The organism is Dyella acidiphila (assembly GCF_014863405.1).
GTDB classification, from domain to species: Bacteria; Pseudomonadota; Gammaproteobacteria; order Xanthomonadales; family Rhodanobacteraceae; genus Dyella_B; species Dyella_B acidiphila.
The window spans coordinates 169,757-193,638 of the sequence record NZ_JACZZA010000012.1; the positions used below are offsets into that span (position 1 = coordinate 169,757).

The window sequence follows — 23,882 nt, forward strand, 5'->3', positions numbered from 1 at the left end:
GCGCGGTCACCGGTATTTCAGCCGGGCCGGCAGACGATGGCCTTCCCTTCCTGAGCAGATCAGAGAGTTCTATGAAGATCATCGCAAATGCTGGCCTGGCTATCGCCGCGGCGCTGCTGCTGGCGGCGTGCGTACCGGTGGAGCCCGAAGCGCAAGTGGGCGTGGCGGTAGGAGCGCCGCCGGATTGTCCGTACGGCTATTACGACTACGCGCCCTACAGCTGCGCGCCCTACGGTTATTACGGACCGGAATGGTTCGCCGGCGGCGTGTTTATCGGCGTCGGTCCCTGGTACCGCGGACCGTCGCGTTTCCGCGGCTATGTCGACAATCGCTACGACGTGCGCAGTGGCTACCGCGGACCGATGCCGGCACGCGGCGAGCATGCGGTACAACACCCCGGCTATCACTTCCGCGGCAATGAATGGCGCGACGGGCGTGGCAATATCCTGCACTGACCATCCTCACCGCCATGCGGCCAAGGCCTGCGCAAAAGCGCAGGCCTTTTCATTTGTACTGGCGATCAGCGCAGCGTGTCTGGCCAGAGCATCGCCTGCGCCACTACCACGTGCTCACCGTTGAAGGTCGCCGCCGGCGAACCGTAGAGCTGATAACCCAGCGCCAGCGCTTCGGAAACGCGGTGGCAGAAACTGGCGTCGTCCTTGCCGGTGAGCAGGCGATAGCGGGGCAGGCCATCCGGGGGAAGCTTCGACATGGACATATCCTGATCGGGAGTGAAGCGCTAAATGATGAGCGCGCAGCTTACGCAGCGTAGTGCGCCAGAAACATGTCCACCGCCGACTCGGCCACCTGCTTCTGCATGGCGGCGTCCAGCGGCGGCTGGTCGAGCGTGATCTGCGGCCAGAACGCGAAGCCCTTGATCAGGCCCTGCAGCTGGTGCGAGGCAAACACCGGATCCTGCAGCTTCAAACGGCCGGCAGCCGCCGCCGCGCGGATCCACACGGTAAGACCTTCTTCGCGCTCACTCATGCGCGCCACCATGTCGCGTGCACGTTCGGGCGAATGGATGCCAGCGGCGAGCGCCACCCGGGCCAGCGAGACGAAGGCCTCGTCATTGAGCAGGCGGAATTTCTGCGCAATCAGGTCCAGCAACTGGTCGCGCAGCGGGCGATCGGCGCGGTAGGCGAGTTCTTCGTTGCCGGCGATGGTTTCCCACAGCTGATGCAGGATTTCGGCGAACAGCACTTCCTTGCTGGGGAAATGGTTGTAGACCGTGCGCTTGGAGGCGCCGGCGCGTGCGGCGATGCGATCCATGCTGGTGGCTTCGTAGCCACTGGCGCGGAATTCATCGATGGCGGCGGCAATGATCGCCTGGCGCTTGCGGTCGGTCAGGCGGGTGGGGCTTGGAAAATCGGACATGGCGACCATTTTACACCGAAGGGTTTACTTTTTCGAAAAGAAACTACACTGTGTAGTGCACTTATCGGACCACCCTGGCCCGAGCCCCGGAGACCGCCATGTCCGCCCCTGCCCAGACCGACAAATACCAGGCTTCCCCGCAGCGCCGCGGCGACCGCTTCCATAACCCGGCCCCGCGCCCGTCCCAGGGCCTGGGCAAGACGTTGCGCCTGATCTGGAACCTGTTGCTGCACAAGCCCGCCGACACCATTCCGTCTGCACCGATCCCCGTGCAGGCGCTGACTCGCGCGCAGCTGGATGCGGCGCCCGATCGCAGCTTGTTCCGGCTGGGCCACTCCACCATGCTGCTCAAGCTGCGCGGCGCCTACTGGCTGACCGATCCGGTGTTTTCGGAACGCGCCTCGCCGTTCCAGTGGATGGGGCCCAAGCGCTTCCACCAGCCGCCGATGGCGTTGCGCGACTTGCCGCCGATCCGCGGCGTAATCCTGTCGCACGATCATTACGACCATCTCGACCGCCATGCCATTGCGCATCTGTCCGGCATTACGGATGTATTCCTGACCCCGTTGGGCGTCGGCGACCGCCTGATCGAATGGGGCGTGGATGCGGCCAAGGTGCGCCAGCTCGACTGGTGGCAGCACACCGAGGTCGACGGCATGCGCTTTACCGCCACGCCGGCCCAGCACTTTTCCGGCCGCACGCCGTTCGACGGCAACCGTACGCTGTGGGCCTCCTGGGTGATTGCCGACGACAAGCTGCGCGTGTTCTTCAGCGGCGACACCGGCTACTTCGATGGCTTCAAGACCATCGGCGAACGGCTGGGACCGTTCGACATCACCTTGCTGGAAACCGGCGCCTACGACGCGCAGTGGCCATATGTGCACATGCAGCCGGAGCAGACCGTGCAGGCGCATCTGGACCTGGGCGGCCGCTGGCTGATGCCGATCCACAACGGCACCTTCGATCTGGCCATGCATGCCTGGCAGGAGCCGTTCGAACGAGTGCTCAGCCTGGCGGCCCTGCATGACATCCCGCTGGCCACGCCGCGCATGGGCGAGCGCCTGAATCTTGCCGCGCCGCAGGCGGGCGAGCGCTGGTGGCGTAAAGCGGACGCATTGCGGCAGGCCAGCTGGGAAAGCGCGCTGTCGCTGAAATAGGCGTAGGGAACCGGCATGGCGCCGGTTCCGGCCCTGCGCTATCAATAACCTGGACGCCCAAGCTGCCGAGCCACTGAGGCTTGGCAGGGGTCTTGCTTTGCTGAGGCGGGGGAACCTGCGGGTTCCGCGATCGCAACGTCAGGGGTTCAGGGATCTCGTATGGTCTTCCGGCGCTATCCGGACATGCTGTGGCATTGCATTGGCCTGTTCGCGCTGGCCGGTGGCGTGTCGCTGTATTCGATCGCGCTGGCGCGGGCCACTCATAGCCCCACCTCGCTGTGGCTGGCCAACGGCATCATGCTTGGCCTGCTGGTGCGCCGGCCGCTGGCGGAAACGTGGCCGCTGCTGATGGCGGGATTTCTGGGCTTCGTCACCGCCAAGCAGATCCTGGGCGATCCTTTGCTTACCACGCTGGCGCTGGGGCTATGCCATGCGGGCGAGGCGCTGCTGGTCAGCGTGGCGATCCGGCGCCGCTTTCCGGTCATCGGCCCGCAGACACGCTTTCTGGCACTGGCCCGGGTCGGCTTGATCAGCGCGTTCATCGGTTGCGGCCTGTGTGCGCTGGCGATCGCAGCGATGCAGCACTTCTGGCCTGCGCGCGAATTTTTCACCAGCTTCAACACGCTGTTCCGTTCGCATTTCCTGGGCATGGTGATCGCCGGCAGCACTTCGCTGGTGGTGGTGACCAAGGACTGGCGCCGCTCCGAACCGGGCGGCACGCCCTGGCGGCTGATCCGCGACCTGCTGCTGATGGCGGTGATCGCCTGCGTGGTGTTTTCGGTATCGCGCGTGCCCTTGCTGTTCCTGGTCTATCCGCCGCTGCTGCTGCTGGTATTCCGCCATCGCTTCGCCGGCATGGTGATCGGCCTGGCGATCATCGCCCTGATCACCACCGCCACGACCATGCTCAACATCGGCCCGTTCAACCTGGTGGCCGGCACGACGGCAGCGATGCGGGTGGTGATGGCGCAGGTATTCATCGGTGCGTCCTGCCTGGTGGCACTGCCGGTGGTGCTGGCGCTGGCCGAGCAGGATCGGCTGCAGGCGCGCGTACGCGAGAGCGAACTGCGCTACCGCATGCTGGCCGACAACAGCGGCGACCTGGTGATGCGCATCCGCCCCAACGGCGATCGTCAATACGTTTCGCCCTCGGTGAAGGAGCTGCTCGGCTGGGAGGTGGACGATTTCATGCACCCACGTCCGGACCTGATCCATCCGGACGATCGCCAACGTATCACCCAGGTGGTCACCGAACTGCGCGCGCAAGGCGGTGCGGTTACGGCCACCTATCGCCTGCAGCACAAGCGTGGACATTATTTGTGGATCGAGGCGTTTGCGCGCCTGGTCGCCAGCCCCGACGACGACGGCAGCATGGAGATCATCTACACCGGCCGCGATGTCACCGCGCGGGTACTGGCGGAACAGGCGCTGATGGAAAGCCAGGCGCAGCTGCAGACGATTGCCGATAACGTGCCCGCAGTCATCGCGCGCATCGACATGAGCGAGCACTACACCTACGTCAACCGCTTCGTCGAACAGGTATCGGGCGAATCGCCGGAGGCGATGGTCGGCAAGACCATCAAGGAAGTGCGCGGCAATCGCCTGTACGAACAGCTCAAGAGCTACCTGCGGCGTGCCTATGCGGGCGAATCGGTGATGTTCGAATACGAGGCCAACTATCGTGGGCATCTGCTGCAATTCCAGGCGCATTACGTGCCCGACCGTGGTGCCGACGGGCGCGTGCGCGGGCTGTACGCGCTGACCACCGAAATCACTCACATCAAGAACGTCGAGCGTGAACTGCTGCGCCTGGCGCACCAGGATTCGCTGACCGGCCTGGCCAACCGCCGCTACTTCCACGAGCGGGTATCGCTGGTGCTGCGCCAGGCCGCGCAGTTCAACATGCCGGTGCTGCTCGCACTGGTGGACATCGACAACTTCAAGTCGATCAACGATTCGCACGGCCACGCCACCGGCGACATGGTGCTGGCCGAAGTGGGCCAGTGCCTGCAGCGGCTGGTGCGCGAAGGCGAAATGGTGGCGCGCATCGGCGGCGATGAGTTCGTGGTGCTGTGTTCGGATATCGGCACCGAAGACAACGCGCAGGCCTTCCTGCACTCCTTGTGGGAGCGCTTGCATATGGCAGTTGCGGTGGGTACGGGCACCGTCGAAGTGCGCATGAGCATCGGCGCCGCGATGTGCCACGGCACAGTATCCGTAGACGTGCTGATGAAGCTGGCGGACGAGGCGCTGTACGCGGCCAAGGAAGCGGGCCGGGATACGTACCGGCTGCTGATCCGCAACCTGCATAGCAGCGAGTCGGCCGCGGAGGCCATCTACAAGCCGGGCCAGAGCGGCCTTTGAGGCCCAGCCGCGCCGGCCCTACCCAGGGCCGCGCGTTCGCGGAATACTCGGGCTTCTTCGCCGCGAGATCCGTGCCATGTCCGAGCTGCTATCCGCCGAATCGCTGGCCCCGCAGGCGCTCGACCACGCGCTGACCTTGCCGGCCCGCTTCTATACCGACCCGCGCATGGCGGTGCTGGACGCCAAGGCGATCTTTGCGCGCAGCTGGCAGCTGGTCTGCCATCAGGCGCAACTGGCCGAGGTAGGCGATCACGTGGTGACCGAGATCGCCGGCTTGCCGCTGCTGGTCGTGCGCAGCGATGCGGACAGCATTCGCGCCTTCCACAATGTCTGCCGCCATCGCGCCGGGCCGATCGCCAGCTGCGACGGGCGCGGCGCGCAGTCCCTGCGCTGCCGCTATCACGGCTGGACCTATGGCCTGGACGGGGTGCTGCGCGGAGCGCCGGAAATGGGCCGTACGCCAGACTTCAATCCCGCCGATATCCGGTTGCCCGAGGTACGTGTGCAGGTATGGCATGGCCTGGTGTTCGTGGCCATCGCCGACGCGCCGCCGTTCGACGATTTTGTCGCCGGCATCGACGCCCGGCTGGGCCCGGACCGCGCATTGCATGGCTATGAATTCCATCGCCGTGTCAGCTACGAAGTGGCCTGCAACTGGAAGGTCTACGTGGACAACTACCTGGAGGGCTACCACGTACCGCACATCCATCCCGGCCTGAACAGCCTGCTCGACTACCGCAGCTACATCACCGAAACCGCCCAATGGTATTCCTACCAGTTCAGCCCGCTGGAAAGCGCTTCGGATCTCTATGGCAGCGGCGAGGCGCTGTACTACTTCCTCTACCCGAACGCGATGCTCAACATCCTGCCCGGCCGCCTGCAGACCAACCGCGTGCTGCCGCTGGGCGTCGACCGCTGCCAGGTGGAATTCGATTTCTACTACGCGCCGGACACCAGCGAGGAGGCGCAGGCGCGACGGGCCAAGGACATCGAATTCAGCGACGAAGTGCAGGACGAAGACGTCACCATCTGCGAGGACGTGCAGCGCGGCCTGGCCTCAGGCTCCTACGAGGCCGGGCGGCTCAATCCGCTGCGGGAAAATGCCGTGCATCATTTCCATGAAATCGTGCGGCGGGTTTATCGCGGGTCCATCGCCGAGCATTCGTGATTTGCACGGTGTTGAGTCGGTAAAAAATGGAAGGCTATTCGCGTATGCGGCGTACCGCAAAGTAGAGCACCCTGGTCTGCAAATTCAGAAGATAGCCGCCACGGACACCTTGAAAGCTGCTGCTCTGCCCCAGCCCGTCAAAGTTGAAACTCACGCAGAAATAGTGCTGTTGCCCTTCCCTGGCGATACTCCATTCCGCCAGGGAAGGAGTGAACACGCTCGGTTCGATGCCGTGGTTGTCGCCAACAGGGACGGCTTTGGACAAGCGATAGAGCTTGCCCGAATAGATTAGTGCCCGGCCCGACTTACCTTTTGCGTAGCCGACCTCTGCACCTTTGTATTCGCTTGCAGGCAGCTTTTGACCACTTTCTCGTCTGGAGTGCCTGCCCATGCGAGGTTGGCGCTGGTAGCAACCAGTGCTGCGAAAATAATCATTTTATGCACGGGCTTACTCCTGCCCTCGGCCGCAATGGTTCGCGATATCGGTCTGGCCTGATACTGACTAAGTCCCTGCCTGGCAAAGGATTTCGGAAAGCACCTAGTGATAGGCGTGGTAAATCAAACCTATCCCAACAATCAATTGGCTCTTTCCTGTCAAGGCATCTATCTTTAGTGGCTCATCCACAACCACGCGGAAGATATAGATGTCGCTGATCAACTCCGAAATCAAACCGTTCAAGGCCACCGCTTACAAGGACGGCAAGTTCATCGAAGTCACCGACGCCAGCCTGAAGGGCAAGTGGTCGGTGGTGGTGTTCTATCCGGCTGATTTCACTTTCGTCTGCCCGACCGAGCTGGAAGACCTGGCCGATCATTACGCCGAATTCCAGAAGCTGGGCGTGGAGATCTACGGCGTGTCGACCGATACGCATTTCTCGCACAAGGCCTGGCACGACACCTCTGATGCGATCAAGAAGGTGCAGTACCCGCTGGTCGGCGATCCGACGGGCGCCATCACCCGCAACTTCGATGTGATGATCGAAGAAGAAGGCTTGGCCCTGCGCGGCACCTTCGTGATCAATCCGGAAGGCCAGATCAAGCTGTGCGAAATCCATGACAACGGCATCGGCCGTGATGCCAGCGAACTGCTGCGCAAGGTCAAGGCTGCGCAGTACGTGGCCGCCCACCCGGGCGAAGTGTGCCCGGCCAAGTGGAAGGAAGGCGCTTCCACCCTGAAGCCGTCGCTGGAACTGGTCGGCAAGATCTAAACGCTTGTTGCGCTTTGCGGTTCATTCCCCTCCCGAACCGCACGGGCCTGTCGTCTCTCCGGCAGGCCCACCTTATCCCCGAGTTGTCGCCCATTCGCCGTGTGCGGATGCGGCGGCGCTCACCCCGAAGATCCGAAGGAGCCATCCCCCATGTTGGATAACGACCTGAAAACCCAGCTCAAGGCCTACCTGGAGAAGGTGGTCCATCCGATCGAACTGGTGGCCTCTCTGGACGACAGCGCAGCTGCGCAGGAACTGCGCGCGTTGCTGGAAGATATCCACGCGCTGTCCGACCGCATCACGCTGAACCTGCACGGCCACGATGCACGCAAGCCGTCGTTTGCGATCAACCGCGTCGGCACCGATGTCGGCGTGCGCTTTGCCGGCATTCCGATGGGCCACGAATTCACTTCGCTGGTGCTGGCGCTGCTGCAGGTCGGCGGCCATCCGCCGAAAGTGTCGGACGAAGTGATCGAGCAGGTGCGCCATCTCGAAGGCGAATACGTGTTCGAGACCTTCATGTCGCTGTCATGCCACAGCTGCCCGGACACGGTGCAGGCGCTGAACCTGATGAGCGTGCTCAATCCCAACATCAAGCATGTGGCGATCGACGGCGCGCTGTTCCAGGCCGAAGTGGAGCTGCGCCAGGTGATGGCGGTGCCCACGGTGTTCCTCAATGGCGAGTCGTTCGACCAGGGCCGCATGACGATCGAGCAGATCGCCGCGCGCCTGGACAGCGGCGCCGCCGATCGCGCCGCCGAAAAGCTCAAGCATAAGGCGCCGTTCCAGGTGCTGGTGGTGGGCGGCGGTCCGGCCGGTGCGGCGGCGGCGATCTATGCTGCGCGCAAGGGCATCCGCACCGGTGTGGCGGCCGAGCGCTTCGGCGGCCAGGTGCTGGATACCATGGCGATCGAAAACTTCATCTCGGTGCCGTACACCGAAGGCCCCAAGCTGGCCACGGCGCTGGAGCAGCACGTGCACGAGTACGACGTGGACGTGATGAACCTGCAGCGCGCCGAGCAACTGATTCCGCCGGCCGAGCCGGGTGGCCTGATCGAAGTGAAGCTGGCCAACGGCGCCTCGCTCAAGACAAAAACGTTGGTGCTGGCCACCGGTGCACGCTGGCGCAACATGAACGTGCCGGGCGAGCAGGAATACCGCAACAAGGGTGTTACCTATTGCCCGCATTGCGATGGCCCGCTGTTCAAGGGCAAGCGCGTGGCGGTGATCGGCGGCGGCAATTCCGGCGTGGAAGCAGCGATCGATCTGGCCGGCCTGGTCGAGCATGTCACGCTGTTCGAATTCGACAGCAAGCTGCGTGCGGATGAAGTGCTGCAGCGCAAGCTGCGCAGCCTCGCCAACGTCGACGTGATCGTCAGCGCGCAGACCACCCACGTGCTCGGCGACGGCCAGAAGGTAACCGGCCTGGCTTACACCGACCGTCACAGCGGCGACAGCCATCGCGTGGAACTGGAAGGCGTGTTCGTGCAGATCGGCCTGCTGCCCAATACCGAATGGCTGAAGGGCACGCTGAAGCTGTCGCCGCGCGGCGAGATTGAAGTGGACGCGCGCGGTGAAACCTCGGTGCCCGGCGTGTTTGCCGCCGGCGACGTCACCACCACGCCGTTCAAGCAGATCGTGATCGCCATGGGCGAAGGCGCCAAGGCTTCGCTGAGCGCTTTCGATTACCTGATCCGCCTGCCGGTAGAACAAAAAGAAGCTGTCTCTGCATAAAGAAAGCCAACCCCTGCATGGGTACCTCTCCTGCTTCGGCAGGGGAGGTTTTTTTGTTTTTGCACCGCGTTGCGGTGGTTGCGGAAACGGCGAAGTTGTAGCCTGTTCGTCTTGATGTAGCAGGAGCGCCGGCGATGAGCGATAAACCCGATATTTCAGGTGTCAGCACCTACGAAGGACCTGCCGGCGGCTGGGGTGCGTTGCGCGCGGTGGCCAAGGCGCTGAGCGGGCAGATGGCGATCGGCCGCGAAACGCTTGCGCTGCGTCGCGTGAATCAGCCGCACGGCTTCGATTGTCCCGGTTGCGCGTGGCCCGATCCGCAACACACCAGTTCCTTCGAGTTCTGCGAGAACGGCGCCAAGGCGGTGTCGTGGGAAGCCACCGCCAAGCGCGTGCGGCCAGAATTCTTTGCGGCCAATACCGTGTCCTCGCTGTGGAACATGAGCGACTATGCCCTGGAAGGTCTGGGCCGGCTTACCCATCCGATGGTCTACGATCCGGCCACCGATACCTATGTGGCGATCGCATGGGACGAAGCGATACGCCGCATAGGTGCCGCGCTCAATGCATTGCCGATGGCGGATGCGGCCGAGTTCTACACCTCCGGCCGTGCCTCCAACGAAGCGGCATTCCTGTATCAGATCTTCGTGCGCGAATTCGGTTCGAACAATTTTCCCGATTGCTCGAACATGTGCCACGAAGCCACCAGCGTGGGCCTGCCGCAATCGATCGGGGTAGGCAAGGGCACCGTGACGCTGGACGATTTCGATCACTGCGACGCGCTGTTCTGCATCGGTCACAACCCCGGCACCAACCATCCGCGCATGCTGGCCACCTTGCGCGAAGTGGCCAAGCGCGGCGTGCCGATCGTGGCGATCAATCCTTTGCCCGAGCGTGGGCTGGAGCGTTTCACCTCGCCGCAGGATCCGCTGGAAATGGTGGCCAATCGCGCCACCGAGCTGGCTTCCACCTATTACAAGATCAAATGCGGCGGCGACACGGCCATGCTCAAGGGCATGATGAAGTGGCTGCTGGAGCTGGATGCCAGCGATCTGTCGCATGGCGGCAAGGGTCTGCTCGATCGCGCGTTCATTGCCGAGCACACGCTCGGCATCGATGCGCTGATCGCGGATATTCAGTCCACCAGCTGGGATGCGATTACCGCCAAGTCGGGTTTGACGCGCGAGGAAATCATTCACCTGGCCGAGATCTATGCCAAGGCCGAGCGCGTGATCGTCTGCTACGGCATGGGCATCACTCAGCATGCACATGGCACGCAGAACGTGCATCAGATCGCCAACCTGCTGCTGCTGCGCGGAAACATGGGCCGTCCCGGCGCCGGCATCTGCCCTTTGCGCGGGCATTCCAATGTGCAGGGCAACCGCACCGTTGGCATCACCGAAAAGCCGGACGACAAGCTGGTGGATGGGGTGGAGAAAGCCTTCGGCTTCACCTTCCCCAAGAAGCACGGCCACGATGCGGTGGCAGCGATCCGCGCGATTCGCGATGGCGAGTCGAAAGCGCTGATCTGCCTGGGCGGCAATCTGGCCGTGGCGATGTCCGATCCGGAAGCCACTTTTGCCGCCATGCGCAAGCTGGACTTGGCCGTGCATGTGGCGACCAAGCTCAATCGCTCGCACCTGATCCTGGCCAAACAGTCGTTTATCCTGCCGTGCCTGGGCCGCACCGAACTGGACTTGCAGGCCGAAGGGCCGCAATCGGTGACAGTGGAAGATTCGATGTCGATGGTGCATGCCTCGGAAGGCACACTGGAGCCGGCTTCCGAACATCTGCGTTCGGAACCGTGGATCGTCGCCCAGCTGGCCAAGGCCACGCTGCCGCAGACGCGGGTGGACTGGGATGGGCTGGTGGCCAACTACGACCGCATCCGCGACAAGATCGAAGTGGTGTATCCGGCCTTCGCCAACTACAACGAGCGCGTGCGCGAGCCGGGCGGTTTTCGCCTGTTTGTCGGCGCTTCCGAACGCAAGTGGCTTACCCCCAGCGGTAAGGCGCAGTTCCTGGTCGGCAAGGGCCTGGATGAAGATCCGCTGCTCGACACCGAATACCTCACCCTCACCACCATCCGTTCGCACGATCAGTACAACACCACCATCTACAGCCTCAACGACCGCTATCGCGGCATCAGTGGCCGGCGCGACGTGGTGTTCATCCATGCGGCGGATCTGGCGGCAGCGGGGCTGCGCCACGGCGACCGCATCGATATCGAAGTGGTCGGTCCTACCGCAGTCGGCAGCGATGGGCAGGTGCGCGCAGTGCGCAGTTTCACCGCGGTGGAATATCCGATCGCGCAGGGCACGGTGGCGATGTACTACCCGGAAGGCAACCGGCTGGTGAGCCTGGACAGCCACGACGAACAGTCGGGTACGCCGTCCTACAAATCGGTGCCGGTGACGCTGAAAAAGGCCGCGGCCTAGCCGCGGCTCAGGAGTACTGCTCCTCGATACTGCGCGTCAGCGGCGTCACTTCATCGCCGGTGTGCTTGGTCGACGCCGGTTCGATCAACAGGATCCAGCATTCGTCATCGGCGACGGGATTGTGGCGCACGCCCTTGGGAATGGTGAGGAAATCGCCTTCGCGCAGTTCCACCACGCCGTCCTCGAACTCGATGCGCATGCTGCCTTTGACGATGTGGAACAGCTCGTCCTCGTGGTCGTGCGCATGCCACACCAGCTGGCCCTTGATCTTGGCTGCCTTCAGCAGCTGGTCGTTGACCTGGCCGATCACTTTCGGCGACCAGTAGTCGCTCACGCGTGCGAACGCGGCGAGCAAGTTTTGTGCGGCGAGCATGGGTTTCTCCGGCGAGTACGGCCTTATCGTTCTAGCACGGTGCGCAGGCAGCGTCCCGTGCAGGAAGTGGCACCTTACTGGGGCGGCAGCTTCAGGCTGTGACGCTGCAGCACCGCGTTCATCGCCGCCTGCATTTTCAGCGTGCTGGCGGCCATGCCTTGCAGCAGCGCCCGCTGCGTGTCGGGGCTGGCCATGGTGTGCTGGAACTTCATCAGCACCGGATCGGTAAGCAGCGCATCCAGATGTTGCAGTTCCGGCGTGGACAGCTGATCGAGCGATTGCTCCATCGCCGCGTCGACCGGGCTGCCCGGACCGAACAGCGTGGCCGTAATGGCCGAGGCGGTATCGGCACGCACTGCCGTCCAGGTCTGCGGCGATGCGTCCGGATTGGCGGCCTTGGCCGGGCCCAGCATGGAATCCAGCAGCGGCGAATCGGGCGTGAAGACGGTGTTCTTCATCGAATCGATTTCCACCTTGTGGATCAGCGCCGCCTTGGCCGGATCGGCCGCATGAACACCGGAGGCCGCAAGCAAGGCGCCGGCAAGCAGCGCGACAGGCAGCCCGCGCTTCAATGCGCGCGCCGAGGAGAATTGAGAAAGATGATGCATGGCGTGGAGCCCCTGTGGATTCAGTTGTATGCCCGGCATACCGCACACGCCGCTGAGGGCCGTGGCGGGCATTGCCCCTTGGTCCAATTCACTTGGCGACGGCTTGGGTAGCTACTAGGCATGGCAGGCCGGGATATGGGGTATCCGCGTTCGATTTAAAGCCGGTGCTGCGTTCGGCTCGACGGCGGTTCGCTGCGCATTGCCGCGCCTGGCGGAGATTTTTGCCGCCCTTGAGCTTCCTTGCGTACTCAACCCTGGAGGACACTGCGATGCTTTGGCAATGCGTCAGGTCTGCGGGCAGCGCCTTGCTGCTCGGTCTGCTGATGTTCCTGTCGCCGTCGGCGCAGGCGCAATCGGCGCTCGGTTCCTACACCATCACGGCCAATTCCCTGACCGTGGCCGGCATTTCATCCGGCGGCTACATGGCCACCCAGTTGCAGGTGGCGTATTCGAAGGCGGTCTTCGGCACCGCCGTCATGGCGGGCGGTGCGTATTACTGCGCGCAGGACGACGAAGCGTTCTGGGGCACCGCCTGCGCCACCGGCTACGACGTGCCGGTAGCGTCGCTGGTGAGCTATACCAAACAGCAGGCCAGCGCCGGACGCATCGATCCGGTCAGCAATCTGGCCAACAAGCCGATCTACATGTTCAGCGGCACGCTGGATACGGTGGATTACCAGGCCACCATGGATGACCTCGATCAGTACTACCAGAGCTTCACCACGGCCAGCCATATCACCTACAACAACACGACGCCGGCCGAACACTCCTGGGTGACGCCCGATGCGCTGACCGCGTGTTCTTATCTGGCGCTGCCGTACATGAATAACTGCGGCATCGATCCTGAGCAGACTTTTCTTACCCTGTTCTACGGCAAGCTCAATGCGCGCAACAACGGCCAGCTCGGTGGCAGCCTGATCCAGTTCAACCAGAACGCGTTCTGCCCCAGCAGCAATTGCGCAGCGATCTCGATGGACAGCACCGCCTGGGTGTTCGTGCCGCAAAGCTGCGCACAAGGCACGGCATGCCGACTCGTAGTGGCCCTGCACGGCTGCTCGCAGAACCAGGAAACCGTCGGCACTGCGTTCGTGCAGAATGCCGGCATCAACGAATGGGCCGACAGCAACAACATCATCGTGCTGTATCCGCAGACGATCGATGCGGAAGTGCCGTACAACCCGTATGGATGCTGGGACTGGTGGGGTTATACCAACGGCAACTATGCGTTGAAGTCCGCACCGCAGATGGTGGCGATCATGGCGGAGGTGAATCGGCTGGCTGGGGGCTCAGTACAGCTCTGATCCTGGTGTGAACCATAGTTGACATGATGTGAACTATGGTTCACAGCTTCGATCATCGAGATAGTCAAGAGCAGGACGTTCGACCGTTGGCTGTTGGGACTTGACGCTCGGCAGGCCAAGGCGCGCGTCCAGGTGCGTATCGATCGCCTGGCTCTGGGGAATGCGGCCAGCATCGCAACCTGAGCCATGGCATCCGGGAGATGAAGATCGATTACGGACCCGGCTATCAGGTCTATTACACGATGCGTGGCTCGCTGCTGGTTATCTTGCTTGCGGGGGAAATAAGCACATGCAACAGCAGGACATTGCCAACGCAATCCATGTGGCCGAAGGCTGGGAACATTGACGATGGCAATCCGAAAGAAAGAAACATTCACCCGTTACGACACGGCCGATTACCTCAAGAGCGAAGAAGACATCACCGCCTATCTGGACGTGTGCTTCGAGGAAAACGATCCGGCCCTGATGGCAACTGCACTGGGCCATGTGGCGCGGGCCCGCAACATGAGCCAGATCGCGCGCGATACGGGCCTGACTCGCGAAGGCCTCTACAAGGCGTTGTGCATGGACGGAAATCCGACGCTGGCAACGGCGATGAAGGTGGCCAACGCATTGGGCTATCAGTTGAGGCTGGTGCCGCTGCCGCATTGAGTTTGGTTTTATCGGTGATGCGCGTGCCGATAAAACATCAACCCGACCCCGATCAGCAGCGCCGACCCGCCGACCACCTTGAGCAGGAACAGGGCGGGATGCGGATCGTCGGCCGGCGGAATCATCGACGTGACGATGGCAAGCAAGGTCACGCCCAGGCCCAATAATCCGATGACCCAGCAAGCCAGCTTGCGCCGCAAGGAACCTTCGGCGCGCATGCGCAGCACCGGAAACGCCAGCAGGATGTAGCACAGCGGCAGCAGCGACATGATCACGGTCATGTCGATCAGGATGACGTAGGCCTCGTGGATGGTGGCACCGGAGACGGCGGCCAACAGCATCAGCGAGGTCAGCACGCCTTGCGTAAGCAGCGCGATATGCGGCGTGCCGCGGGTGGCATGCAATCGTCCCAGCGCGGGTGGCAGATAGCGGTCCACGCCGACCACGAAGGGTACGCGCGCCATGCCGCCGACCCAGGCGGTGATGGTGCCGACCGAGCCGAGCGTGACCAGTACCGCGGTGAGCGGGCCGAAGGCCGGCAAGCCGATGCGCGCGCCGATGGCCGCCAGCGCCTGCGGGATGCCGCCGATCAGATCGATGGTCGAAGCGGGCAGTGCGACCAGCAGTGCGGCGGTGCCGGCGATATAGATGGCGGCGATCACCACGCAGGAGATCAACGTGGCGCGCGGAATCTGCCGCGCCGGATCGCGGATCTCGCCGCCCATCACCGGCCCCAGCTCCAAGCCCTGAAAGGCGAGCGCGATGGTGGCGAAAGCGGACAGGGTGGCGAGCTTGCCGAAATCGGGCATCAGGCTGCCGGCACTGAAATGCGTGGCGGGACCGAACCGCCAGGCGGCCAGCGCACCGGCCAGCAGGATCAGGCCGCCGGCGGTCCAGGTGGCGCCGCCGCCGAGATTCTGCAGCCACTTTGCGCGTTGCAGGCCGAACACGCCCAGCAGCGTGGTGAGCCACAGCACGGCCAGCCCGTACAACAGGTTGTAGTGACTATCGCTGCTGTGCGCCTGCCATTGCGCGCCGCCCACGTAGAGGAAAATGCCGGCGCTGAACAACAGCATCGAGGGCAGGTAGGTAAGGTTGGAAATCCAATAGGTCCAGCCGGCAATAAAGCCGTGCATTTCGCCGAAGGCGGTTTTCGACCACAGATACAGGCCGCCTTCGCCCGGCACGCGCGCACTCAGTGCGAGCACGGCCAGCGCCAGCGGCAGGAAGAAGCCGAGCAGGCCCAGCAGCCATAGCACCAGGCTGGATGGACCGATCTGCGCCGCCATCGACAGCCAGCGCAACGCCACGATGGCGGCGATATTGAACAGCACCAGGTCCCAGCTGCCGAGCACGCGGCGCAACGCGGGCTGGCTTTCTGCGCTTGCCGACATCGGTGCTCCCCGTTGGCTGGTCGGCACCGACTTTAGCGCAAGCGCGCTCCCTCTCCTGCGCAGGAGGGGTAGGGCTGGGGTGGGGTCACGCAACCTCGCGGTACGTTGTATTTGAGCGGCAAGCTCGGACAACCCCACCCCGACCCTCCCCTGCCAAGCAGGGGAGGGAGTTACTGGCGGCTATCGCTCTCAGCTGCCGATATCGCGCAAACGCTTGCCCGCCATCAGGTTCCGCTCGATCTGCTCCAGCGTCGCACCCTTGGTTTCCGGCACCAGCCAGAAGGTGAAGCCGATAAACACCAGGTTGAACGCCGCGTACAGCCAGAAGGTGGCGGTGTGGCCGATGCCGTTGAGCAGGGAGAGGAAGGTGGCGCCGACGATCATGTTGGCGATCCAGTTGGTGAAGGTGGAGCAGCCGATGCCGAAGTCGCGTCCCTTCAGCGGCTGCACCTCCGCGCACAGGGTCCAGATCAGCGGGCCGGCCGACATCGCGAAGCCGACGATGAAGGTCAGCAGCATCGCCACCGTAAACAACTGCTGGCCGTGCGTGTTGATGCCGATGTGCATCATGCTGCCGACGATGCCCAGGCCGACCGTCATCACCGCAAAACCGGTGTACAGGATCGGCTTGCGGCCCCAGCGATCGATCAGGCCGATGGCGATAAAGGTGGCCAGCACATTGGTCAGGCCGACGATGGCGGTAAACCACATCTGCGACTTGGTGTCGTAGCCCATGTCCTGGAAGATGCGCGGCGCGTAGTACATCACCACGTTCATGCCGGTGAACTGCTGCATCAGCTGCAGCAGCACGCCCAGGCCGACCGAGCGGCGGAAATTGCTGTTCTCCAGGAACAAGTGCCAGCCGCGCTGCGGGGTGCGCAGCTGTTCGCGGATATCGTTGGCTTCGCGCTGCACTTCCTCCGGATTGCCGCGCAGGCGCTGCAGCACCTGCAGCGCTTCGTCATCGCGCTGGCGCATCAGCAGCCAGCGCGGACTGTCCGGCAGGAAGAACACGCCGAACAGAAACAGCGCACCGGGAATGGCAATGATGCCGAGCATCCAGCGCCAGTCGCCGCTGTAGCTGAAGGCGGTATCGGAAAGAAACGCCACCAGGATGCCGATGGTGATCATCAACTGGTACAGCGACACCATTGCGCCGCGGATATATTCCGGCGCCACTTCGGCCAGGTACAGCGGCGCGGTGAAGGTGGAAATGCCGATTGCCAGGCCCAGCACCACACGTGCCGCGATCAGCGTATACGGCGACCAGGCAAAGCCGCACAGCAGCGAGCCCACCACGAACAGCACCGCGCCAAGGATCAGCGAACGCTTGCGGCCGAGTGCCGCGGACATCCAGCCGGCCAGTACCGCACCCACTGCGGCGCCGAACATCATGCCGCTCACGATCCACTCGATCATGTGGTCGGAAATCTTGAAAGCCTGCTGGATGAACTGGGTGGCGCCGGAAATCACGCCGATATCCAGCCCGAACATCAGGCCGGCCAATGCCGCCAGTACGCAGGTGAAGATCGCGGTGGCTTTCGGATGAGTAGCTACGGGTGCAGCAACAGCATTCATGGATGACTCCCCGGTCGTGCGTCGCGTGGATGCCTTGGCGTGCATCTTCCTGTTCGCGACGTTGAAAAAAGCCGGCCTACATGGGCCGGCCGGTAAAAAGCGGTTCGGGCAGGCCGGTGAACGGCACCTCCACGGCGAACACGCCGCCTGCCTGTGGATCATTCTCCAGTGCCTCGGCGGACAAGCCGTCGCGCGCGCTGGTGATGTAGAGCGTACTGAGTCGCTCGCCGCCGAAGGCGACGCGCGTAGGTTGCTGGGCAGGTATGTCGATGACCAGGTCCGGCGTGCCGTCAGGCAGGTAGCGCACCACCCGGCCCGCACCCCATTCCGCGTTCCACAGACCGCCCGCGCTGTCCACCGCCGAGCCGTCCGGCTCGCCCTGCTGCCCGGTCAGGTCGATATGCATGCGGACATCGGCCACTGCATCGCCATAGCTGCAGCGATGGACCAGGCGGCTCATCGAGTCGCAGTAATACATGGTGCTGCCGTCGGGGCTGAAGGCGATGCTGTTGCTGATCGCGACATGGCCCAGCGGCAACTGCTCCAGCCGCAGATCGCTGTGCAGGCGGTAGAAACTGCCGGCGGCGTAGCGTGCCTCGCCATGGGCCGGCTCATGCAGCGTGCCGAAGACGAAACGGCCCTCGCGATCGCAGGCGCCGTCGTTGAGGCGCGTGGGCAAGCCCGCTTCCACCTCGCCGATATGCAGCAGCTCGCCGCTTTGCAGATGGAAAAAGGCCAGGCCGCTTTCCAGGCCCAATAGCAGCCGGTCCGGGTCTTCGCACAAGGCGAACGAGGCCAGCCGCTGCGGCATCGGCCAGCGCCGCGTGCTGCCGTCGGCCGGACGAAAGCGCCACAGCACCGAGGCGTGGATATCGGTCCAGTACAACGATTGGCTGCGCCCGCACCAGGTCACGCCTTCGCCCAGCGTATTGCGTGCGTCCAGCACCAGTTCGGCGCGCAGGCTCATGCCCAGCCGCCGTCGACGATAAAGCTCTGGCCGGTGCACATGCGGCTGTCGTCGGCACCCAGGAACAGTGCGGCGCGGGCAAGATCGTCGGCATCCAGGTAGCCGGGCATGCACTGCTTGCGCGCGATTTCCTGCTTGCCGGCTTCGTCCAGCCACAGCTCGCGCTGCTTTTCGGTAATCACCCAGCCGGGCACCAGCGCATTGATGCGGATGCGGTCCTTGCCCAGTTCGCGCGCCAGGCCATTGACCAGGCCGTGCACGGCGGACTTGGCCATGGCGTACATCGGGTAGCCGGCGTTCTTGATCATCCAGCCGGTGGAGCCCAGGCAGATCACTGAGCCGCCGCCGAGTTCGCGCATGCCCGGCACCACGGCCTGGATGGCGAAATACTGGTGGCGCAGGTTCACGCCGATGCTCTGCTCGAATGCTTCCGGCGTGGTGTCGTCCAGCCGGTGGCGGCGGTCGTTGGCGGCGTTGTTGATCAGCACGCTGATCTTGCCGATTTCAGCGGTGGCATCGGCAATCGCCTGCTGCAGCGCCGCCACGTTGGTAACGTCGCAAGGCAGGAACAGTGGTGCATGGCGTGCGTCCGACAACGAGTCACGCAAGGCGGCGCCATGCGTTTGATCGATATCGAGGAAAGCGACCCGCGCCCCCTGCCGCGCGAACTGCGCGACAAAGGCGGCGCCGATGCCGGTGGCGCCGCCGCTGATCAGCACGCTGCGGTCGGTAAGGCTGGGATACGTGGCGAACGAAGACATGTGCGATTCCATGTGCGCTGTGCTTACCACTCGGCCACGCTGCCGTCGTGATGACGCCAGACCGGATTGCGCCAGCGATGACCCACGGCGGCACGCTCGGTCACGTAGGCCTCGTTCACTTCCACGCCCAGGCCGGGGCCGCCCGGCATGGAAACATAGCCGTTCTCGTAGGCGAATACGCTGCGGTCGGTGACATAGTCGAGCAGATCGTTGGCGGCGTTGTAGTGAATGCCCAGGCTCTGCTCCTGGATAAAGGCGTTGTGGCAGATCGCATCCAGCTGCAGGTTGGCCGCCAGTGCGATCGGACCGAGCGGGCAATGCAGCGCCAGCGCCACGTCGTAGGCCTCGGCCATGGTGGCGATCTTGTGCGTTTCGGTGATGCCGCCGGCATGCGAGGGATCGGGCTGGATGATGTCCACGCCGCCGATCTGGAACACGCGCTTGAAGTCGTAGCGCGAATACAGCCGCTCGCCCAGCGCGATCGGCGCCGGCGAGATCGAGGCCAGCTCGGGGATCGCTTCCAGATGATCGGACAGCACCGGCTCCTCGATAAACATCAGCTTGAACGGGGTCAGCTCGTGCATCAGCACCTTGGCCATCGGCTTGTGCACGCGGCCGTGGAAATCCAGGCCCAGGCCGATATCCGGCCCGACCGCATCGCGCACCGCCTGCACGTTCTCAAGCACGCGCGTGACCTTGTCGTGCGAATCGACGAAATGCATTTCCTCGGTGGCATTCATCTTCACCGCGGTGAAGCCGCGCGCCACCGCATCCTTGGCCGCCTTGGCGGTATCGGCCGGGCGATCGCCGCCGATCCACGAATACACGCGGATGCGCTCGCGCACCGGGCCGCCCAGCAGGCTGTATACCGGCACGCCCAGATGCTTGCCCTTGATGTCCCACAGCGCCTGGTCGATGCCCGCGATGGCGCTCATCAGCACCGGGCCGCCGCGATAGAAGCCGCCGCGATACATCACGCTCCAGTGATCTTCGATATGGCGCGGATCCTTGCCCACGAGGTAATCGGACAACTCGTCGACGGCCGCGGCGACGGTATGCGCGCGGCCTTCCACGACGGGCTCGCCCCAGCCGCTGATGCCTTCGTCGGTGTCGATGCGCACGAACAGCCAGCGCGGCGGAACCAGGAATGTAGTGAGACGGGTGATCTTCATGCGGCATTTCCTTGAGAAGCGGTGCCTGCCTTCCAGGCATGTGCAAAGGCACGGGCGCGGTGGCCGATATCGTCCGCATCGCGACCGGGAACATAGAGTGCCGAACCCAGCCCGAAACCATCGGCGCCGGCGGCGATAAAGGGCGCCATCGTTTCGGGCGTGATGCCGCCCACCGGCAGCATCGGCAGATCGCGCGGCAGCACCGCGCGCCATGCCTTCAGCACGCTGGGGCCGAGCTGTTCGGCCGGAAACAGCTTGATCGCATCGGCGCCGGCGCGGATCGCGGCAAATGCTTCGGTCGGCGTGGCCACGCCCGGCACGCAATACATACCGGCACGCTTGGCGGCGGCGATCACGTTGGTATCGGCATGCGGCATCACGATCACGCGGCCGCCCGCGGCGCCGATCTGCGTTACCTGCTGCACATCTAGCACGGTGCCGGCACCGATCAGGCACTGCTCGCCCAGTGCCGAGGACAGCAGGCGAATGCTTTCCAGCGGTTCGGGCGAATTCATCGGTACTTCGATCACGCGAAATTCCGCCGCGGCGAGCGCGTGGCCCACGGCCAGCGCCTCGTCCGGGCGGATGCCGCGCAGGATCGCAACCAGCGGGATGGGATTAAGCCACGTGCGGATCATGCGTCTGCTCCGGAATACGAATGAAGGCGTGCCTGTTCCAGCAGGCCGGCCATGGCTGCGAGCTGCCACAGGCCTTCGGCTGCGGCATCCTCGACAATCGTGGGGCTGGCGTGGCCGAACTCGGCGGCGGCGACCAGATAGCGCTCGCATAGCGCCGGCTCGCCGATCAGGCACAGCGGATGCGCATTGGCGCCGCGCAGTGCGGCCAGGCGGAATTCCTCGCCGATCAGCAGCCCCGACAAGTAGTCGGGCACGTCGTCCGCGGCCAGCTCGCCGGCCAGCATCAGCGCGCGAGTGGCGAACAGGCAGCCGAACACGCCGGAGGAGCCGCTGTCCTGCACGGCACGCAAGCCGCGCACGAACGCGGCTTGCGAAAACGCATGGACAGTATCGCTGGCGGTGCCGATGCCGAGAATCGAATGCTTCAACAGCAGCGCATAGAGTTCGCCGGTCATCACCGTATCGAACGCGACGATGCAGCCTTCGTTGACGGTGGCCCATTTGCTGTGCGTGCCGGGCAGCACGAAATGCGCGCTGGCCAGCTCCTGCGAGCCGCGCGTCAGTGCGCCGATGATCTGGGTTTCCTCGCCGCGCATCACATCGGCCGGCGCAATGCGCCGCAGGCCCGGCGCAATCCACAGATCGTGGCTGTGGCAGGCGCCTACGCGCAGCATGCCGCGCGCGATCGCCCTGGCATCTGCCGGCACGTTCACATACGGCACCTCGCACCAGCCCTGGCGGCTGCCGACCATGCCGGCGGCCACGACCGTGCACGGCGGCCAGCCGGCGGTAATGGCGCGCAGCGCGGCGGGAAAGCCGCCTTCCGGCAGCTGCCGGATACCCCATGCATGCTGGCGCGCAGCCAGCACCGCGCCGTCCGCGCCATACAGATAGGCACGCAGGCTGCTGGTGCCCCAGTCCAGTCCGATCAATGCCATCTGCTGGCTCATGCTTGCTTCCCGCTGCGGCGCTTACCGGTGATGTGGGCGCGCGAGTCGAGGATCATCTGCAGCATGGCGCGGCGCGCCACGTCGGGCTGACGCTTGCGGATCGCTTCGTAGACCTTGCGGTGATAGGGCAGCGAGTACTTGAAGTCGCTGCTCTTGCGCGCCGACAGCACGAAGTAGGAAGCGAGTGCGGTTTCCACCACGGAAAACAACGAAATCATCAATTCATTATTGGTAGCGATCAGCACGGCTTCGTGAAACTCCAGATCGGCCTCGGCCCATTCATCGGTATTGCGGGAGGCTTCCATCGCCTGGTACGCCGCTTCGATGCGTTCGAACTGCTCGGCATTGCTGCGGCGTGCCGCCAGCGCGGCCGCCGCAGGTTCGAAGATCTCACGCATCTCGACCAATTTTTGTACGAAATCGGCGGTGGGCATGGAGGCGCAACGCCAGGCCAGCACATCCGCATCCAGCTGCTGCCAGTAGCGTTCTTCGCGTACCCGCGTACCGACTTTGGGCCGCGCCTCGATCAGGCCCTTGGCCGACAGCACACGCATCGCTTCGCGCAGGGCGGTGCGGCTGACCGCCATCTGCTCGGCCAGCACTTCTTCGCGCGGCAGCGATTCGCCCGGGCGCAGCGCGCCGCTGACGATGCGCACGCCCAGCTCCTGGGTGACGTGGCCATGCAGATTGCGGGCGCTGGCGGCTCTCATGGGCGGGTCTGCCGGGCAGTGAGGTCGCGCATCAGGCGCGACCGGACCCGTGCCGGGCCTGCGTGGCCGACAGCATGGGCATGGGGCTGGCTGATCGTGATGCCATGGCTTGCTCTCTTCCGTTTCCGCGCCATGGCGTGAGCCTCCGCGCGACGGAAATCATTCGATGGAAATTCTGCTTGCCGGCGCCCCTGGCTAACGGCGGCGCCACGCGAAGCGACCCTGTTCCGCATGCATATAATCATACAATATGCTCAGTTGCGAGTCGTTAGGCCAAGGCTAATTTCGCAAGCGATGGGGCGAATTTCGTAAGCAAAGTGGCCCGTGAAGACATCTGGCCGGCCTGCCATGCGCGGCAGGGCCCGATCCTGGGTGCTGCTGCGCCGTCCGCTTCATGAACTCCCTTTCGGCCTGGGTTTACATGCGTGGTTGAGCTTGCGCCAGATCGAGCACGCTGAAGACAAACCGGCGGCGCAAGACGGCGCCGGGTAACAGCAGGGTCATGCCATGCGCCTGCGCACCGCCGGGCAGGTGCACGGCATTGATCGGATGGTCGACCGGCTCGAAGCAGAAAAAGCCGCGGTCCTTGGGCGTGTAGAGCACGAACGCATCCGCTTCTGCCTGGATGCGCAGGCCAAGCTGCACATCCGGCCAGCGGATCGAGGCTTCGCCGTTCCAGCCGCGGAATGCGTGGTCCAGGCCTTCCGGCGGTAGTGCACGTTGCTGGCGGAAATCCCATTCCGCGGGCACCTCGACGCTCTCGGTAGGCAGCGGCGTGCGGCCGTCGTTGAGCCATACCTGCGGCGCAGGCGCGTGCAGGCTGGTGTGGCCATGGCGAGGGAAAAAGGGGTGCAGGCCGAGCCCGAACGGCATTGCCGCCGTACTGGTGTTGGTGACCGTCAGGTCGACCTGCAGGGACTGATCGTGCAGCGCATAGCGCATGGTGGCGAGGTAGCAGTACGCCGCCTCGGAGGTTTCGTGCAGCGACAGCTGTACGGCGTCGGCGCTTTGCGCCTGCACGTGCCAGGCGCGTTGCCAGCCGCTGCCGTGGATCGGGCAGGCTTCTTCCGGGCGGTTGCGCGCCAGTGCGATCCAGCGCCCGTCCACCGCGAAGCCGCCGTCGGCAATCCGGTTGCTCCACGGCACCAGCGGATAACAGGCCAGGCGATTGGGATCGATCGCCTCGGCCTGCGGATCCGCTTCGTAACGGCGCATTAAATCGATCGGCGTGCCGCGTCCGTGCCAATCGAAGCCGGCGAGTCCGCCGCCGGCTTCGGGCAGGATCTGCGCGCTGAGCGCTGCATTGGCTATCTGCAACACGGATGACTACCCG

General features: G+C 64.1%; 23 protein-coding genes. 9 read left to right on the forward strand and 14 right to left on the reverse strand.

The window, feature by feature from the left end; genetic code table 11:
- The first annotated feature begins 71 nt into the window (after positions 1-71).
- Complete coding sequence (locus tag IGX34_RS17605) at positions 72-455, forward strand: hypothetical protein (RefSeq protein WP_192557042.1); 384 nt, start codon at positions 72-74, stop codon at positions 453-455.
- Between the two features lie 65 nt (positions 456-520).
- Here IGX34_RS17605 and IGX34_RS17610 read toward each other — a convergent pair whose 3' ends face one another.
- A complete protein-coding gene (locus tag IGX34_RS17610; RefSeq protein ID WP_192557043.1) occupies positions 521-712 on the reverse strand; it encodes a DUF1737 domain-containing protein in 192 nt (63 codons plus the stop codon).
- Between the two features lie 47 nt (positions 713-759).
- Positions 760-1,377, reverse strand: a complete 618-nt coding sequence (locus IGX34_RS17615) for a TetR/AcrR family transcriptional regulator (RefSeq protein WP_192557044.1) — start codon at positions 1,375-1,377, stop codon at positions 760-762.
- 98 nt (positions 1,378-1,475) lie between these two features.
- On the opposite strand from IGX34_RS17615, the gene IGX34_RS17620 reads away from it, so the two are divergent.
- The 3 genes from IGX34_RS17620 (at position 1,476) to IGX34_RS17630 (ending at position 6,066) form a co-directional block, all read left to right on the forward strand.
- The gene (locus IGX34_RS17620) at positions 1,476-2,534 is read left to right on the forward strand and encodes an MBL fold metallo-hydrolase (RefSeq protein ID WP_192557045.1); all 1,059 of its coding nucleotides are present in this window, start codon (positions 1,476-1,478) and stop codon (positions 2,532-2,534) included.
- Positions 2,535-2,693: 159 nt separating this feature from the next.
- Positions 2,694-4,898 (forward strand): sensor domain-containing diguanylate cyclase, encoded by a 2,205-nt coding sequence (locus IGX34_RS17625; RefSeq protein ID WP_192557046.1) that lies wholly within the window; start codon positions 2,694-2,696, stop codon positions 4,896-4,898.
- Positions 4,899-4,974: 76 nt separating this feature from the next.
- Positions 4,975-6,066: an aromatic ring-hydroxylating oxygenase subunit alpha gene (locus IGX34_RS17630; protein WP_192557047.1), complete on the forward strand. Its 1,092-nt coding sequence runs from the start codon at positions 4,975-4,977 to the stop codon at positions 6,064-6,066.
- 34 nt (positions 6,067-6,100) lie between these two features.
- Here the strand turns inward: IGX34_RS17630 and IGX34_RS17635 are convergent, their stop codons facing one another.
- Complete coding sequence (locus tag IGX34_RS17635; RefSeq protein ID WP_192557048.1) at positions 6,101-6,457, reverse strand: hypothetical protein; 357 nt, start codon at positions 6,455-6,457, stop codon at positions 6,101-6,103.
- A 253-nt stretch (positions 6,458-6,710) separates the two neighbouring features.
- Between IGX34_RS17635 and ahpC the strand changes: the two genes are divergently transcribed.
- From ahpC to IGX34_RS17650, 3 genes are all read left to right on the forward strand, one after another.
- Positions 6,711-7,274, forward strand: a complete 564-nt coding sequence (gene ahpC, locus IGX34_RS17640; protein WP_192557049.1) for an alkyl hydroperoxide reductase subunit C — start codon at positions 6,711-6,713, stop codon at positions 7,272-7,274.
- 150 nt (positions 7,275-7,424) lie between these two features.
- Entirely contained in the window at positions 7,425-9,008 is a 1,584-nt protein-coding gene (gene ahpF / locus IGX34_RS17645; RefSeq protein ID WP_192557050.1) for an alkyl hydroperoxide reductase subunit F, read from the forward strand.
- A gap of 134 nt (positions 9,009-9,142) precedes the next feature.
- On the forward strand, positions 9,143-11,446 hold the full coding sequence (locus IGX34_RS17650; protein WP_192557051.1) for an FdhF/YdeP family oxidoreductase: 2,304 nt from the start codon (positions 9,143-9,145) through the stop codon (positions 11,444-11,446).
- Positions 11,447-11,453: 7 nt separating this feature from the next.
- Here IGX34_RS17650 and IGX34_RS17655 read toward each other — a convergent pair whose 3' ends face one another.
- Both IGX34_RS17655 and IGX34_RS17660 read right to left on the reverse strand, forming a co-directional pair.
- Positions 11,454-11,819 (reverse strand): cupin domain-containing protein, encoded by a 366-nt coding sequence (locus tag IGX34_RS17655; RefSeq protein ID WP_192557052.1) that lies wholly within the window; start codon positions 11,817-11,819, stop codon positions 11,454-11,456.
- A 74-nt stretch (positions 11,820-11,893) separates the two neighbouring features.
- Positions 11,894-12,427 carry a hypothetical protein gene (locus tag IGX34_RS17660; protein WP_192557053.1) on the reverse strand — a complete coding sequence of 178 codons (534 nt, stop codon included), beginning with the start codon at positions 12,425-12,427 and terminating at the stop codon, positions 11,894-11,896.
- Between the two features lie 269 nt (positions 12,428-12,696).
- Between IGX34_RS17660 and IGX34_RS17665 the strand changes: the two genes are divergently transcribed.
- Both IGX34_RS17665 and IGX34_RS17670 read left to right on the forward strand, forming a co-directional pair.
- Entirely contained in the window at positions 12,697-13,728 is a 1,032-nt protein-coding gene (locus IGX34_RS17665) for an extracellular catalytic domain type 2 short-chain-length polyhydroxyalkanoate depolymerase (protein WP_192557054.1), read from the forward strand.
- A gap of 348 nt (positions 13,729-14,076) precedes the next feature.
- Positions 14,077-14,379 (forward strand): addiction module antidote protein, encoded by a 303-nt coding sequence (locus IGX34_RS17670; protein ID WP_192557055.1) that lies wholly within the window; start codon positions 14,077-14,079, stop codon positions 14,377-14,379.
- An 8-nt stretch (positions 14,380-14,387) separates the two neighbouring features.
- Here the strand turns inward: IGX34_RS17670 and IGX34_RS17675 are convergent, their stop codons facing one another.
- The 9 genes from IGX34_RS17675 to IGX34_RS17715 all read right to left on the reverse strand — a co-directional run bounded on the left by IGX34_RS17675 (position 14,388) and on the right by IGX34_RS17715 (position 23,869).
- Positions 14,388-15,773 carry an APC family permease gene (locus IGX34_RS17675; RefSeq protein ID WP_192557056.1) on the reverse strand — a complete coding sequence of 462 codons (1,386 nt, stop codon included), beginning with the start codon at positions 15,771-15,773 and terminating at the stop codon, positions 14,388-14,390.
- 189 nt (positions 15,774-15,962) lie between these two features.
- Positions 15,963-17,351, reverse strand: a complete 1,389-nt coding sequence (locus tag IGX34_RS17680; protein WP_192557057.1) for a sugar porter family MFS transporter — start codon at positions 17,349-17,351, stop codon at positions 15,963-15,965.
- A 76-nt stretch (positions 17,352-17,427) separates the two neighbouring features.
- The gene (locus IGX34_RS17685; RefSeq protein WP_192557058.1) at positions 17,428-18,318 is read right to left on the reverse strand and encodes an SMP-30/gluconolactonase/LRE family protein; all 891 of its coding nucleotides are present in this window, start codon (positions 18,316-18,318) and stop codon (positions 17,428-17,430) included.
- Positions 18,315-19,079, reverse strand: coding sequence for an SDR family NAD(P)-dependent oxidoreductase (locus IGX34_RS17690; protein ID WP_192557059.1), 765 nt, complete (start codon positions 19,077-19,079; stop codon positions 18,315-18,317). The genes IGX34_RS17685 and IGX34_RS17690 overlap by 4 nt, the downstream gene beginning before the upstream one ends.
- 23 nt (positions 19,080-19,102) lie before the next feature.
- On the reverse strand, positions 19,103-20,251 hold the full coding sequence (dgoD, locus tag IGX34_RS17695) for a galactonate dehydratase (RefSeq protein WP_192557060.1): 1,149 nt from the start codon (positions 20,249-20,251) through the stop codon (positions 19,103-19,105).
- Positions 20,248-20,889 (reverse strand): 2-dehydro-3-deoxy-6-phosphogalactonate aldolase, encoded by a 642-nt coding sequence (locus tag IGX34_RS17700; protein WP_192557061.1) that lies wholly within the window; start codon positions 20,887-20,889, stop codon positions 20,248-20,250. The genes dgoD and IGX34_RS17700 overlap by 4 nt, the downstream gene beginning before the upstream one ends.
- Positions 20,886-21,839: a 2-dehydro-3-deoxygalactonokinase gene (locus IGX34_RS17705; RefSeq protein ID WP_192557062.1), complete on the reverse strand. Its 954-nt coding sequence runs from the start codon at positions 21,837-21,839 to the stop codon at positions 20,886-20,888. The genes IGX34_RS17700 and IGX34_RS17705 overlap by 4 nt, the downstream gene beginning before the upstream one ends.
- Positions 21,836-22,549 carry a FadR/GntR family transcriptional regulator gene (locus IGX34_RS17710; RefSeq protein WP_192557063.1) on the reverse strand — a complete coding sequence of 238 codons (714 nt, stop codon included), beginning with the start codon at positions 22,547-22,549 and terminating at the stop codon, positions 21,836-21,838. The genes IGX34_RS17705 and IGX34_RS17710 overlap by 4 nt, the downstream gene beginning before the upstream one ends.
- A gap of 417 nt (positions 22,550-22,966) precedes the next feature.
- Entirely contained in the window at positions 22,967-23,869 is a 903-nt protein-coding gene (locus IGX34_RS17715) for an aldose 1-epimerase (RefSeq protein ID WP_338015501.1), read from the reverse strand.
- Positions 23,870-23,882 lie beyond the last annotated feature (13 nt).

Excerpts from the sequence above, each read along its gene's own strand:
- IGX34_RS17605 (WP_192557042.1), top strand. The coding sequence starts at position 72 with ATGAAGATCATCGCAAATGCTGGCCTGGCTATCGCCGCGGCGCTGCTG.
- IGX34_RS17610 (WP_192557043.1), bottom strand. The coding sequence starts at position 712 with ATGTCGAAGCTTCCCCCGGATGGCCTGCCCCGCTATCGCCTGCTCACC.
- IGX34_RS17615 (WP_192557044.1), bottom strand. The coding sequence starts at position 1,377 with ATGTCCGATTTTCCAAGCCCCACCCGCCTGACCGACCGCAAGCGCCAG.
- IGX34_RS17620 (WP_192557045.1), top strand. The coding sequence starts at position 1,476 with ATGTCCGCCCCTGCCCAGACCGACAAATACCAGGCTTCCCCGCAGCGC.
- IGX34_RS17625 (WP_192557046.1), top strand. The coding sequence starts at position 2,694 with ATGGTCTTCCGGCGCTATCCGGACATGCTGTGGCATTGCATTGGCCTG.
- IGX34_RS17630 (WP_192557047.1), top strand. The coding sequence starts at position 4,975 with ATGTCCGAGCTGCTATCCGCCGAATCGCTGGCCCCGCAGGCGCTCGAC.
- IGX34_RS17635 (WP_192557048.1), bottom strand. The coding sequence starts at position 6,457 with ATGGGCAGGCACTCCAGACGAGAAAGTGGTCAAAAGCTGCCTGCAAGC.
- ahpC (WP_192557049.1), top strand. The coding sequence starts at position 6,711 with ATGTCGCTGATCAACTCCGAAATCAAACCGTTCAAGGCCACCGCTTAC.
- ahpF (WP_192557050.1), top strand. The coding sequence starts at position 7,425 with ATGTTGGATAACGACCTGAAAACCCAGCTCAAGGCCTACCTGGAGAAG.
- IGX34_RS17650 (WP_192557051.1), top strand. The coding sequence starts at position 9,143 with ATGAGCGATAAACCCGATATTTCAGGTGTCAGCACCTACGAAGGACCT.
- IGX34_RS17655 (WP_192557052.1), bottom strand. The coding sequence starts at position 11,819 with ATGCTCGCCGCACAAAACTTGCTCGCCGCGTTCGCACGCGTGAGCGAC.
- IGX34_RS17660 (WP_192557053.1), bottom strand. The coding sequence starts at position 12,427 with ATGCATCATCTTTCTCAATTCTCCTCGGCGCGCGCATTGAAGCGCGGG.
- IGX34_RS17665 (WP_192557054.1), top strand. The coding sequence starts at position 12,697 with ATGCTTTGGCAATGCGTCAGGTCTGCGGGCAGCGCCTTGCTGCTCGGT.
- IGX34_RS17670 (WP_192557055.1), top strand. The coding sequence starts at position 14,077 with ATGGCAATCCGAAAGAAAGAAACATTCACCCGTTACGACACGGCCGAT.
- IGX34_RS17675 (WP_192557056.1), bottom strand. The coding sequence starts at position 15,773 with ATGTCGGCAAGCGCAGAAAGCCAGCCCGCGTTGCGCCGCGTGCTCGGC.
- IGX34_RS17680 (WP_192557057.1), bottom strand. The coding sequence starts at position 17,351 with ATGAATGCTGTTGCTGCACCCGTAGCTACTCATCCGAAAGCCACCGCG.
- IGX34_RS17685 (WP_192557058.1), bottom strand. The coding sequence starts at position 18,318 with ATGAGCCTGCGCGCCGAACTGGTGCTGGACGCACGCAATACGCTGGGC.
- IGX34_RS17690 (WP_192557059.1), bottom strand. The coding sequence starts at position 19,079 with ATGTCTTCGTTCGCCACGTATCCCAGCCTTACCGACCGCAGCGTGCTG.
- dgoD (WP_192557060.1), bottom strand. The coding sequence starts at position 20,251 with ATGAAGATCACCCGTCTCACTACATTCCTGGTTCCGCCGCGCTGGCTG.
- IGX34_RS17700 (WP_192557061.1), bottom strand. The coding sequence starts at position 20,889 with ATGATCCGCACGTGGCTTAATCCCATCCCGCTGGTTGCGATCCTGCGC.
- IGX34_RS17705 (WP_192557062.1), bottom strand. The coding sequence starts at position 21,839 with ATGAGCCAGCAGATGGCATTGATCGGACTGGACTGGGGCACCAGCAGC.
- IGX34_RS17710 (WP_192557063.1), bottom strand. The coding sequence starts at position 22,549 with ATGAGAGCCGCCAGCGCCCGCAATCTGCATGGCCACGTCACCCAGGAG.